Annotated in this window: 10 protein-coding genes; 3 read left to right on the top strand and 7 right to left on the bottom strand. The window is 55.3% G+C overall.

The genetic code is table 11. The features are described from left to right. Positions 1-42 precede the first annotated feature (42 nt). Together NL510_RS02690 and greB are read right to left on the bottom strand one after the other, a co-directional pair. The gene (locus NL510_RS02690; protein ID WP_253381396.1) at positions 43-2,373 is read right to left on the bottom strand and encodes a Tex family protein; all 2,331 of its coding nucleotides are present in this window, start codon (positions 2,371-2,373) and stop codon (positions 43-45) included. Positions 2,374-2,459: 86 nt separating this feature from the next. Then, the gene (gene greB, locus NL510_RS02695) at positions 2,460-2,933 is read right to left on the bottom strand and encodes a transcription elongation factor GreB (protein WP_253381398.1); all 474 of its coding nucleotides are present in this window, start codon (positions 2,931-2,933) and stop codon (positions 2,460-2,462) included. 228 nt (positions 2,934-3,161) lie between these two features. On the opposite strand from greB, the gene ompR reads away from it, so the two are divergent. After that, positions 3,162-3,881 carry an osmolarity response regulator transcription factor OmpR gene (ompR, locus tag NL510_RS02700; RefSeq protein ID WP_006177890.1) on the top strand — a complete coding sequence of 240 codons (720 nt, stop codon included), beginning with the start codon at positions 3,162-3,164 and terminating at the stop codon, positions 3,879-3,881. Then, positions 3,878-5,224 (top strand): two-component system sensor histidine kinase EnvZ, encoded by a 1,347-nt coding sequence (envZ, locus tag NL510_RS02705; protein WP_253381400.1) that lies wholly within the window; start codon positions 3,878-3,880, stop codon positions 5,222-5,224. Before ompR ends, envZ begins: the two co-directional genes overlap by 4 nt. Positions 5,225-5,309: 85 nt before the next feature. On the opposite strand, the gene pckA is transcribed toward envZ, so the two are convergent. From pckA to NL510_RS02730, 5 genes are all read right to left on the bottom strand, one after another. Then, positions 5,310-6,929, bottom strand: coding sequence for a phosphoenolpyruvate carboxykinase (ATP) (gene pckA, locus NL510_RS02710; RefSeq protein WP_253381403.1), 1,620 nt, complete (start codon positions 6,927-6,929; stop codon positions 5,310-5,312). 336 nt (positions 6,930-7,265) lie between these two features. Next, a complete protein-coding gene (gene hslO, locus NL510_RS02715; RefSeq protein WP_253381405.1) occupies positions 7,266-8,144 on the bottom strand; it encodes an Hsp33 family molecular chaperone HslO in 879 nt (292 codons plus the stop codon). Between the two features lie 23 nt (positions 8,145-8,167). Beyond that, complete coding sequence (hslR, locus tag NL510_RS02720; protein WP_112011779.1) at positions 8,168-8,569, bottom strand: ribosome-associated heat shock protein Hsp15; 402 nt, start codon at positions 8,567-8,569, stop codon at positions 8,168-8,170. Continuing rightward, positions 8,566-9,249 (bottom strand): GMP/IMP nucleotidase, encoded by a 684-nt coding sequence (gene yrfG / locus NL510_RS02725; protein ID WP_253381408.1) that lies wholly within the window; start codon positions 9,247-9,249, stop codon positions 8,566-8,568. The genes hslR and yrfG overlap by 4 nt, the downstream gene beginning before the upstream one ends. A gap of 65 nt (positions 9,250-9,314) precedes the next feature. Then, entirely contained in the window at positions 9,315-11,453 is a 2,139-nt protein-coding gene (locus tag NL510_RS02730; protein ID WP_253381410.1) for an intracellular growth attenuator family protein, read from the bottom strand. A gap of 447 nt (positions 11,454-11,900) precedes the next feature. Here NL510_RS02730 and nudE point away from each other — a divergent pair, with 447 nt between their 5' ends. After that, positions 11,901-12,461, top strand: coding sequence for an ADP compounds hydrolase NudE (gene nudE / locus NL510_RS02735; protein WP_253381412.1), 561 nt, complete (start codon positions 11,901-11,903; stop codon positions 12,459-12,461). Positions 12,462-12,497: the final 36 nt, after the last annotated feature.

The raw sequence follows: 12,497 nt of genomic DNA on the forward strand, positions 1-12,497 counted from the left end.
GCACGTCGGCCCGGTAGGCGAAGCGCCACCGGGCCTGTTGCATCAGCGTTTTTTACCCATCGCCGCCGCCAGCGCATCCATCATCGCACTGTTGCCCGCCGGTTGAGTGTCACGCCCGAGTGGCTTCGCCGCTTTTGCAGCCGGACGCTGCTGCTCGCGGGCGCTGCCAGTGCCGCCACGACGCGCAGAGGTTTCACCCGGCTGCTCGTCCAGACGCATGGTCAGAGCGATACGTTTGCGCTGGAGATCCACGTCCAGCACTTTCACCTTCACGATATCGCCCGCTTTGACCACGGTATGCGGGTCTTCAACGAACTTATCGGCGAGGGATGAAATATGGACCAGCCCATCCTGATGAACGCCGATATCGACAAACGCGCCAAAGTTGGTGACGTTAGTGACCGCACCTTCCAGCACCATGCCTGGCAGCAGGTCGTTCAGGGTCTCAACGCCGTCGGCAAAGGTGGCGGTTTTAAACTCAGGACGTGGGTCGCGGCCCGGTTTTTCCAGCTCTTTGATGATGTCGCTCACCGTCGGTACGCCAAACTGTTCGTCGGTGAAATCCACCGCTTTCAGGTTGCGCAGGGCGCTGTTATCGCCCATCAGATCTTTTAGCGCCTGCCGGGTCGCGGCCAGGATACGTTCCACCACCGGGTAGGCTTCCGGGTGAACGGTTGAGGCATCTAGCGGGTTATCGCCGTGGTTGATACGCAGGAAGCCCGCGCACTGCTCAAATGCTTTCGGCCCCAGTCGGCTTACCTTCAGCAGTTGCTGACGGTTCTGGAACTGACCGTTTTCATCACGCCAGGAGACGATATTCTGCGCCATCATGCGGGTCAGACCCGCCACGCGCGTCAGCAGGGGAACGGAGGCGGTGTTCAAATCAACGCCGACGGCGTTCACGCAATCTTCCACTACCGCATCCAGTTTACGCGCCAGCTGAGTCTGGCTAACGTCGTGCTGATACTGGCCCACACCGATGGATTTCGGGTCGATTTTTACCAGCTCCGCCAGCGGATCCTGCAGACGACGGGCAATGGAAACCGCGCCGCGCAGAGAAACGTCCAGCTCCGGGAACTCCAGTGCGGCCAGCTCAGAGGCGGAGTATACGGATGCGCCCGCTTCACTGACGATCACTTTCTGGGCGGTCACTTTCGGGAACTGCTTTTGCACGTCGAGGTAGAAACGCTCGGTTTCACGGGACGCCGTACCGTTACCGATGGCGACCAGCTCCACGTTGTACTTCTCGCACAGTGCGGCAACTGCGACCGCGGCTTTCGCTGCCTGACCGGTATGCGGATAAATGGTGTCGGTGGCGACCAGCTTGCCGGTGCCATCAACCACCGCCACTTTCACGCCGGTACGCAGACCCGGATCAAGACCCATGGTCGCGCGCAGGCCTGCAGGGGCCGCCATCAGCAGGTCGTGCAGGTTGCGAGCGAATACATTAATTGCTTCATCTTCGGCGCGCTCGCGTACGGTGCCCATCAGCTCGGTTTCAAGGTGCATCAGCACTTTGATGCGCCAGGTCCAGCTCACTACGCCTTTACGCCAGCCGTCCGCCGGAGCGTTGTTCAGGCGAAGATTGAGGTGGTCAGCGATGATCTGCTCGCCGTGGCTCTCTTTCGGCGGCTCATCAAATTGCGGGTCGGCGTTCAGGGAGAGCTGCAGCACACCTTCGTTGCGCCCGCGGAACATCGCCAGCGCGCGGTGGGAAGGGGTGGTTGACATGGGTTCGTGGTGATCGAAGTAGTCGCGGAACTTCGCCCCCTCTTCCTCTTTGCCAGCCACCACGGTGGACACGATGTGCGCGTTCTTCCACAGATAATCACGCACTTTGGACAGCAGGGCGGCGTCTTCAGCGAAGCGCTCCATCAGGATGTAGCGTGCGCCATCCAGCGCGGCTTTGGTATCGGCCACGCCTTTGTCGGCGTCGATAAATTTCGCCGCTTCGGTTTCCGGGTCGTGTGACGGTTCATTCCACAGCCGGTCGGCCAGCGGCTCGAGGCCAGCTTCAATCGCAATCTGTCCGCGCGTGCGGCGCTTCGGTTTGTACGGGAGATAGAGATCTTCTAACTCGGTTTTGCTCAGGGTGCCGTTAATGGCATTTTCCAGCTCGCTGGTCAATTTGCCCTGTTCGCCGACGGATTTAAGGATCGCCTGGCGTCGGTCTTCCAGCTCGCGCAGGTAGCCGAGACGCGTCTCCAGGTTACGCAGCTGTGTGTCATCCAGACCGCCGGTGACTTCCTTACGATAACGTGCAATAAACGGCACGGTGTTCCCTTCATCAAGCAGGCGAACGGCAGCTTCTACCTGTTCGGCTCTGGCCTGAATATCACCCGCAATAATGCGGCAGAGCGAATCTTTCATCATGGCTTTTTCATCTTGTGGGTCAAAAAACAGGGGATAGTTATACGGGCTGACACGGCAAAATGCCAGCCACGGAGGGCGCTCTCGGACTATTTAACGTACGCGATCTCGTTCACATACCAGCTTGCTTCGCCGCCAGGGGTCTGCACGACGGCGAGATCACCGACCTCCTTTTTCAGCAGCGCGCGGGCCATGGGCGAATCGATAGAGATATAATCCTTACGACCGAAAATTTCATCGTAACCGACGATGCGAAAACGCAGGGTATTGCCGTCATCGTTTTCGATCTCGACCCACGCGCCGAAGAATACCTTCCCCTCCTGCTGGGGGGAGTAATCGACAATTTTAAGGTTTTCAAGGCACTTAGTCAGATAGCGAACCCGCCTGTCGATTTCGCGCAGCCGCTTTTTGTTGTACTGGTAGTCAGCGTTCTCGCTACGATCGCCGAGGCTCGCCGCCCAGGTGACTTTTTTAGTCACTTCCGGGCGCTCTTCGCGCCACAGGTAATCCATCTCTTGTTTAAGTTTATCGTACCCTTCGCGGGTGATCAGGGGCGTTTTCATGGTGCAGCCTTCAATGCCGGTTCTCTGTTTTGCGCACAATACGTACCCTGCAGTGTAACAGACAGGATTAATAATGATTTATGTGATGAAATAAGCAGATAAGCTGCTGTTAAATATGCTTTGTAACAATTTCGACTAGAATTTATACCAGAATTAGCTGGTCGAAAACGTGCACTTTTTTAGAATACGCTGTTACAAAGACTATCCGAACCTTTGGGAGTACACATAATGCAAGAGAACTACAAAATTCTGGTCGTGGATGACGACATGCGCCTGCGCGCGCTGCTGGAGCGTTATCTGACCGAGCAGGGCTTCCAGGTTCGTAGCGTGGCCAACGCTGAGCAGATGGATCGTCTGCTAACCCGTGAATCCTTCCACCTGATGGTGCTCGACCTGATGCTGCCAGGGGAAGACGGGCTTTCCATTTGCCGCCGTCTGCGCAGCCAAAGCAACCCTATGCCTATCATTATGGTCACGGCGAAAGGGGAAGAGGTTGACCGTATCGTCGGCCTCGAAATTGGCGCGGATGACTATATTCCAAAACCATTCAATCCACGTGAACTGCTGGCGCGTATTCGCGCTGTACTGCGTCGTCAGGCTAACGAACTGCCCGGCGCACCGTCGCAGGAAGAAGCCGTTATCGCATTCGGTAAGTTCAAGCTGAACCTCGGTACGCGCGAGATGTTCCGTGAAGATGAGCCAATGCCGCTCACCAGCGGCGAGTTTGCGGTACTGAAAGCGCTGGTGAGCCACCCCCGTGAGCCGCTCTCCCGTGATAAGCTGATGAACCTGGCGCGTGGTCGCGAATACTCCGCAATGGAACGTTCCATCGACGTGCAGATCTCACGCCTGCGCCGGATGGTGGAAGAAGACCCGGCGCATCCTCGTTATATCCAGACCGTCTGGGGTCTTGGCTACGTGTTTGTCCCGGACGGCGCTAAAGCATGAGGCGAATGCGCTTCTCACCGCGAAGCTCGTTTGCCCGCACCCTGCTATTGATCGTCACCTTGCTGTTCGTCAGCCTGGTGACGACCTACCTGGTGGTGCTCAACTTTGCGATCCTGCCGAGCCTCCAGCAGTTTAATAAGGTGCTGGCCTACGAAGTCCGTATGCTAATGACCGATAAACTGCAGCTGGAGGATGGCACGCAGCTGGTTGTGCCCCCTGCGTTTCGTCGTGAAATCTACCGTGAGTTGGGCATTTCGCTCTACTCAAATGAAGCGGCGGAAGATGCGGGCCTGCGCTGGGCACAGCACTATGAATTTCTCAGCCATCAGATGGCGCAGCAGCTTGGCGGCCCGACGGAAGTGCGCGTTGAGGTCAACAAAAGCTCGCCGGTCGTGTGGCTCAAAACCTGGCTGTCACCCAATATCTGGGTGCGTGTTCCGCTCACTGAAATTCATCAGGGCGACTTCTCGCCGTTGTTCCGTTACACCCTTGCTATCATGCTGCTGGCGATAGGGGGCGCGTGGCTGTTTATCCGCATACAGAACCGACCGCTGGTCGACCTGGAGCATGCTGCGCTGCAGGTTGGTAAAGGGATTATTCCGCCGCCGCTGCGCGAGTATGGCGCATCGGAAGTGCGTTCTGTGACGCGAGCCTTCAACCATATGGCGGCTGGCGTAAAACAGCTGGCCGATGACCGTACGCTACTGATGGCGGGCGTCAGTCATGACCTGCGCACCCCGCTGACGCGTATTCGCCTGGCTACGGAAATGATGGGCGAAGAGGAAGGCTACCTCGCCGAGTCCATTAACAAGGATATCGAAGAGTGTAACGCCATTATCGAGCAGTTCATTGATTACCTGCGCACCGGACAAGAGATGCCGATGGAGATGGCAGAGCTAAACGCGGTGCTGGGTGAAGTGGTGGCGGCGGAAAGCGGCTATGAGCGTGAAATTGAAACCGACCTTCAGGCTGGTGACATTCAGGTACGTATGCATCCTCTTTCGATTAAGCGTGCACTGGCTAACATGGTGGTCAACGCGGCGCGATACGGCAACGGTTGGATCAAAGTCAGCAGCGGCTCAGAGCTTAACCGCGCCTGGTTCCAGGTGGAAGATGATGGTCCGGGCATCAAGCCTGAGCAGCGTAAACATCTGTTCCAGCCGTTTGTGCGCGGCGACAGCGCCCGCAGCACCAGCGGAACCGGCTTAGGTCTGGCGATTGTGCAGCGTATTGTTGATAACCATAACGGATTGCTGGAGATTAGTACCAGTGAACGGGGAGGGTTATGCATTCGTGCGTGGTTGCCAGTACCGGTTACGCGGGGGCAGGTAAAAGAGGGTTAAAAAAGGGTGCGATCTGATGCCCTCACCCACGGGGAGAGGGAGCAAACACTAAAAATGGCAACTTTCGTTGCCTTTTTGTTTTTACCTACAGCTTAGGTCCCGCACTCACCAGCGCAGCCCCCGCCGGAGTATCGGTATACTTCTCGAAGTTTTCAATAAACAGCTTCGCCAGTGATTCCGCCTTCTCACGCCACTGCTCTGGTGAACCGTAGGTACTGCGTGGGTCAAGGATTCGGGTATCCACGCCCGGCAGCGCCGTTGGGATCGCCAGATCAAACATCGGCAGGGTAAAGGTTTCAGCGTTATCGAGAGAACCATCCAGAATGGCATCAATAATGGCGCGCGTATCCTGAATTGAGATGCGTTTGCCCGTTCCATTCCAGCCGGTGTTCACCAGGTACGCCTGCGCACCGGATGCCTGCATGCGTTTGACCAGCACTTCTGCGTACTGGGTCGGGTGCAGCGACAGGAACGCCGCGCCAAAACAGGCGGAGAAGGTTGGCGTTGGCTCTGTCACGCCGCGCTCGGTACCGGCCAGTTTGGCGGTAAAACCAGACAGGAAATGGTACTGCGTCTGGTTGGCGGTCAGACGAGAAACCGGTGGTAACACGCCGAACGCATCTGCGGTGAGGAAAATCACCTTCGTTGCATGACCCGCCTTCGACACCGGTTTAACGACATTATCGATGTGATAGATAGGGTAGGACACGCGAGTATTTTCGGTTTTGGACGCGTCGTCAAAGTCAATGGTACCATCGGCTCGCACGGTGACGTTTTCCAGCAGCGCATCGCGACGAATGGCGTGGAAGATATCCGGCTCTGCCTCTTCAGACAGACGAATCGTTTTCGCGTAGCAGCCACCTTCAAAGTTAAACACACCGTCATCATCCCAGCCGTGCTCGTCATCGCCAATCAAACGACGCTTAGGATCGGTAGAGAGGGTCGTTTTGCCGGTGCCGGAGAGGCCAAAGAATACCGCGACATCTCCTTTCTCACCGACATTGGCTGAACAGTGCATGGAGGCGATTCCGCGCAGCGGCAGCAGGTAGTTCATCACTGAGAACATCCCTTTCTTCATCTCGCCGCCGTACCAGGTGCCGCCAATAAGCTGGATACGCTCGGTCAGGTTGAAGGCAATGAAGTTTTCAGAGTTCATGCCCTGCTCTTTCCACTGTGGGTTAGTGCATTTCGCACCGTTCATCACGATGAAATCAAGGGTGAAATCCTGTAGCTCTTCGTCGGTGGGACGAATAAACATGTTTTTCACGAAATGCGCCTGCCAGGCCACTTCGGTGATAAAACGCACGGAAAGCCGGGTGTCGGCGTTAGCGCCACAGAACGCATCAATAATAAACAGGCGCTTGCCGGAGAGTTGGTGGGTAACGAGATCTTTCAGATGCTGCCAGGTGTCTGGGGAGAGCGGTTTGTTATCGTTCTTCCCTTTGCCCTTATCCGCCCACCACAGCGTATCGCGGGTAGTATCATCCCGGACGATATACTTATCCTTGGGCGAACGACCGGTAAAAATACCGGTATCAACGGCGATAGCACCAAGGTTTGTCAGCACACCGCGCTCGTAACCTTCCAGTGCTGGATTTAGCTCTTCCTGATACAACGTATCGTAATCGGGGTTATAGATGACATCCTGGGCGTCTTGAATACCATAAGCCTTGAGATCTTGCGGGGTTAAACCAGTAACACGCATATCACTGCTCCTTAGCCAATATGTACTGCCTGAAATTGTAGGGTTTTTCTGTGGTTGTTAACCGCGACGGGGCTCATAGATTTACGTATCTGGTCAAAACCCTTACTAACGGAAAACGCTGCAACTCCAGTCGCAGGGCAGACGGATTATCGCAGGATTCGTATTTTGGTTGGGGAAAATGTTCCTAAAAGGTTAAGGGTTGGTGAATTTAACCGAAGGAATGTGAATGTAATCGCATACATGTAAGAAAATTACGTAAGAGTTACATCATGAAAACGATTCAGCATGAACACCCTCTCCCCAAACGGGAAAGAGGGCAGGGTGAAGAGCACTATTTTAGTGAACCAGCGGATCCGCCGGCGAAGCGTTGTTACGGATCTCGGCGATATCCATCGAATTAAACACGTAATGTGTGCCGCAGTAGTCACAATGCATATCGATTTCGCCGTCTTCCGCCATGATGCTATCGATCTCTTCATCCGGCAGGGTTTTCAGCGCGCCAGCGCAACGCTCGCGGGAGCAGGTACACTTAAATTCCACCGCCTGTGGATCGTAAACCGTCACCTCTTCTTCATGATACAGGCGCCACAGCACATCGGTCGCGGAGAGGGTGAACAACTCTTCCGCTTTGATGGTTTCTGTCAGGGTCGCCAGGTGCTCGAAGTCGTTGGTCTGTGCGTCCTGCGCAGGCAGAACCTGCAGCAGCATACCGCCTGCAGCAGGCTGACCATCCACTTCACCAGTACGGATGAACAGGCGGGTTGGCAACTGCTCCGAACGCATAAAGTAATCTTCCAGGCAGGCCGCGAGGGTATCACCTTCAAGTCCGACAACACCCTGATAACGCTCACCTTCTTCTGGCGCAATGGTAATGACCAGATAACCATTACCGACCAGCGTTTTCAGGTCTGCGTTTTCAGGAATATCCCCCTGAACGCGCGCCACACCGCGCATCTGCTGTTGGTTATTACCGTTAATCACCGCCAGCGTCATGGGGCCATCACCCTGTAGCTGCACGGTGATATCTCCGGCAAATTTTAGCGTGGCGGTCAGCAGGCTGGTGGCAACCAGCAGTTCGCCCAACAGGTTTTTTACCGGCAGCGGGTAGTTGTGGTTATCCAGAATCTGTTTCCAGGTTTCGGAGACGGTGACCAGCTCGCCGCGCACGGCGAATTGTTCAAACAGATAGCGGTGTAATTGGTCGTGTTGGGCCATTTTAGTCTCTCGTGCAGGTGAGGTTACTCGGTCTCACCGTGTTTAAATTTCATCAGATCGCGGCGCTCTTTTTTATCCGGTCGCCGGTCCGGGTGTGGCATCGTCAGCGCGTTCATTTTGCGCGCCAGCGCGGTTTTTTCGCGCTTCTCAATGCTTTCGGCCGTCTCTTCATAAAGCAAAACGGCTTCGGTTGCGGGCCGCCGCTGTTCCGTTATGGCTTTCACCACCACCGTTTTTTCATCGTTGCCCTGACGCAGCGTGAGCGTGGCATTCAGTTCAACCAGCTTGCTCGGCTTACTGCGCTGGCCGTTGTAATGCACTTTTCCGCCGTCAACCATTTCACGGGCAAGGGCGCGCGTTTTATAAAAACGGGCTGCCCATAGCCATTTATCCAGTCTTACCCCATCAGCGGGTTTTTCTTTCATGGCGTCTCCTTCACGGTGAGTGAGGGGATCATCCGGCGATAGTCATTCAGCCCCGGATGACGCAGATAGCTTTTTTCAGCCAGGCCAGAATCGGGGTTGGTTACGCCCAGACAATAGCGAATGCCGAATGTCGCGGCGGCATCCAGGATCGCCTCGCTGTCATCAACAAATAACGTGCGCTCAGGCTGCAAATCGGTCTCTTTTGCCACCGCATGCCATAACCGCTGATCCTCTTTCGGATAACCAAATGTGTGGGTGGAAAGTAATAAATCAAGGTGTGAAGCGAGACCCGTATGTTCAAGCTTCACGGCCAAATTATGCGGATGCGCGTTCGTCAGTAAAATACGGCGCTTACCGCTCGCTTTCAGCGCGTCAAGGAAGGGCACGGTGTCCTCACGCAAGGCTGCACGCGATCCCTGGGCTGTCGTCATTGCACAAATATCCAAACTGAGGCGCTCGCTCCAGTAGTCCAGACAGTACCAGTTTAGCGTATGCTGCACAGCGCTATATTGCGAACGAATGAATTCCTGCGCTTCTGCCGGGGAGATACCCTGTTGTTCGCCATAAGTTTCCGGCACCAGTTTTTGCCAGAAATAGTTATCAAAGGCGAGATCGAGCAGCGTGCCGTCCATATCCAGCAGGACGGTATCGACCTCCTGCCAGGCGATATCAAGATGCATTAAAGGGGAACTCCAGCCAGAAGAAACGTGCGCGACAGGTTAGCACAACTTGTCGCGCAGTGGCGTTATCCGATCAGGCTCTCAGAGGAGGGGAGCAGTGCAGGGTTGAGGCTATTTTCATAATACTGCTGGATATCGGCCAGACGCGTGCGCGAACGCTGGTAGCGGCGCAGCGCCATAAACCCGTTCCAGAAAACACACACCACCATCGTAATCAGCAGCAGCGACGTCCCGATATAGCGCCATAAGCCTGCGCTATCGGGCATCCGGTGCAGGCCGATATGGCGCGTACCGTTGGCGTCGGTAAAGATACTGGTGACGATCCCTTCAGCACTGAACGGCGTCTGCATCAGCATCTGCGCCAGACGCTGGAACGCCCCCCATTGCTCCTGAGGCGGGTAGTCATACAGCGCAACCTGCGGATAAGGCTGATCGACCAGATCGCTTCCCTCATCGCTGACAATCACAAAACCGCCTGGCGCGGGGCTATTGAGCGCCTGCGCCGCGCGCGTCGTTTCACGCATCACAAAGGGGGCGGTAGACGTGGCAACCAGGTTATCCAGCGATTCGGCACTGACCGGACGCAGCAATACGTTAACGCCGTCCAGTCGTCCTGCTTCGGCACGTTTCACCAGCGCGTCCCAGTCTTTGCTGTTCCCGAGATTCACCAGCGCATTTTTAAGGCGTATGCATTCATCCTGGACAGAACACAGATCCTCTGTTTTCAGAACGATTTCACCAAAGTCATCCAGCAATACCATGCCCGATTTCTGAATAGCCGAGCGCAGGGCTGGGCTGACGCGTGAATCATCCTCTGTTTTCGGATGTAGCTGGCGGTTAACCGTCTGAGTCAAGGCTGTTGCTTTCGTCACGACCTCAGATTCCGGTAACGGCAGCGGCGGAGCATCATTCCAGATGATTTGCGAGCAGTCGAACGGCGTGAACGGGGAGTTCTGGCGCGTGTTCCAGGCTCCCGGAGTATGGATATTACACATTCCGCTGCCTTTCAGGCGTAACGTATCGCCGACGCGCACACCGGCCTCATCCAACTGCCTGACGCTGGTAGCTTCTATGGTTTGCGCCCCTTTTATCCACGAGAGGGTAAATTTTATGGGCATGTCCAGCGGCACAAAAAGCAGCAGCACGGCAAACACCAGCGCTGCGCCGCCGGCAATAACCGTACTGCGCAGCCAGTGCTGCAGGGGAAAATTTTTCACTTCGTCGTGCAGGGATAAATAACGCCCCTGACGCACAACGTGGCGGTCAAGGTAGATATCAATATCGGTTTTATGCCCTAAATCCTGGGTGATCCACGGCTGCCAGTGACGCGGATAGATGAGATCGATAATGCCGAGCGAGATATTGTTGATATGTTCCTGATCGTTCTCGCCGAACAAACCCCAGCGTTTTGGCGTTCCACGCAGGCAATGAATTTCACGTAGCGACGTTTTCGCCGGAGGCGCGAACAGCCCCCACAGACCGGCTGCCAGCAGCAGTACCGCCCCCCCCGCCAGCCAGGGAACAAATACTTCCGGCGTCAGCAGGCAGAAGAAAAAGAGCAGGAAGGCGGCGACGATCAGTACCGCTTCACGGATGCCGTCCGGGCGGCTCAGGGCATACTCTTCATGCGTCTCCTGGCGAATGTTGAGCAGTTCAATCTGTTCTGTCTCTTCACCGCGAATAGAGGCCTGAGCGGCGCTGGCGCGTTCCAGTGCGAAGCGTGGCGCTTCCTGTACATACTCATCCAGGGTATGGCCATTGAGCGAGATAACCAACGGTAATGCGTCGGTATGGATCAACTCAACGCTATTTTCGTCGTTGATGTACTGTTCCCAGAACGGCGGAAGATGCACTTCCGCAGAGTCGAGATAGTAACGCCATTTGTTGGGGTCATTGGTGGTGATGCCATAGCGGGTGATAGAGCGCGTCACGCAAAGTACGGTGTCGCTTTGCGCGTTCAGATTGAGCGACACCGGGGCAGCGCTGGCACCCGTTGGCCCTGGCGTTAGCTGGGAACGGTTGAGAGTTTCAAGATAGTGTTCAACGGTCGTGCGCTCTTCGGGCGTCAGCTTACGCGTAGTCGCACCCGCAAAGGCATTTAAAAAGGGCAGCCGATATCGCCGATGCAGGCGACGCCTGTATACCCACCATGCAACCAGCACGCCAGCCAGTGCAACAGCGAGAACAATCAAAATGGTGCTCATGCTTTCCCCATCTTACTTATCTTCTTACAGGTGTATACCCGTTATTATTCAGGTTGCCTGTGCGTTGGCGTCTTCGCCCACACCTGGTCGCGTAGGGTAAACGCTCCCGGGGAATCGCTGCGTCGCCGCGTTCATGCAACTCGACTATCCAGGGTAAAATCAGTAGCACCTTTAACATGAATGAGAGTCTGTGATTGGCTATCGGCAAATATGGAGTCGAACTTGAGCATTTTGAAGCGCATCCCAGTAACCGATGATGATAACAAAGCCTGTCGTGGCGCGATATCAGCAAATTCCTGGAAACTTTTCAACCTCTTGACTTTTCTTTTGAATTGAGTACTGAATCCTGATAAGTTGCATAAATGTAAATGCATAACGATTGACATTGCCGAAACCGTGCGGCATATCGCACAATGAAGCCAGTTCCCCCAGCAAAGACCCATCAAGATGAGCAAACCATTACAAAAACCCACCATTCTGAAGGTTGAAACCGTCGCGACATCGCGTCTGTTTAATGTCGAAAGTGTGGACCTGGAGTTCAGCAACGGTGTGCGTCGCGTTTATGAACGTATGCGCCCCTCTTCACGCGAGGCGGTGATGATTGTTCCCATTGTCGACGACCATCTGATTTTGATCCGTGAATATGCGGTGGGTATCGAGTCTTACGAACTTGGTTTTTCAAAGGGGCTTATCGACCCGGGTGAAACGGTCTTTGAGGCGGCAAACCGCGAGCTAAAAGAAGAGGTCGGGTTTGGCGCAAAGGAGCTGTCGTTCCTGAAAAAACTGAGCATGGCCCCGTCCTATTTTTCCAGCAAAATGAATATTGTGGTGGCCGAAGATCTCTATCCTGAATCGCTGGAAGGGGATGAGCCTGAACCCCTGCCGCAGGTGCGCTGGCCGCTGGCGCATCTGATGGATTTACTGGAAGACCCGGACTTTAACGAGGCGCGTAACGTGAGCGCCCTGTTCCTGGTGCGGGAGTGGTTGAAAGGGCAGGGAAGGTTGTAGCGATAAAAAAGCCGGGTGGCGGCTTCGCCTTACCCG

The sequence above is a fragment of the unidentified bacterial endosymbiont genome (assembly GCF_918797525.1).
Taxonomy (GTDB): domain Bacteria; phylum Pseudomonadota; class Gammaproteobacteria; order Enterobacterales; family Enterobacteriaceae; genus Enterobacter.

Bases quoted from the DNA above. Each gene is read 5' to 3' on its own strand.
- NL510_RS02690 (WP_253381396.1), bottom strand. From the start codon at position 2,373: ATGATGAAAGATTCGCTCTGCCGCATTATTGCGGGTGATATTCAGGCC.
- greB (WP_253381398.1), bottom strand. From the start codon at position 2,933: ATGAAAACGCCCCTGATCACCCGCGAAGGGTACGATAAACTTAAACAA.
- ompR (WP_006177890.1), top strand. From the start codon at position 3,162: ATGCAAGAGAACTACAAAATTCTGGTCGTGGATGACGACATGCGCCTG.
- envZ (WP_253381400.1), top strand. From the start codon at position 3,878: ATGAGGCGAATGCGCTTCTCACCGCGAAGCTCGTTTGCCCGCACCCTG.
- pckA (WP_253381403.1), bottom strand. From the start codon at position 6,929: ATGCGTGTTACTGGTTTAACCCCGCAAGATCTCAAGGCTTATGGTATT.
- hslO (WP_253381405.1), bottom strand. From the start codon at position 8,144: ATGGCCCAACACGACCAATTACACCGCTATCTGTTTGAACAATTCGCC.
- hslR (WP_112011779.1), bottom strand. From the start codon at position 8,569: ATGAAAGAAAAACCCGCTGATGGGGTAAGACTGGATAAATGGCTATGG.
- yrfG (WP_253381408.1), bottom strand. From the start codon at position 9,249: ATGCATCTTGATATCGCCTGGCAGGAGGTCGATACCGTCCTGCTGGAT.
- NL510_RS02730 (WP_253381410.1), bottom strand. From the start codon at position 11,453: ATGAGCACCATTTTGATTGTTCTCGCTGTTGCACTGGCTGGCGTGCTG.
- nudE (WP_253381412.1), top strand. From the start codon at position 11,901: ATGAGCAAACCATTACAAAAACCCACCATTCTGAAGGTTGAAACCGTC.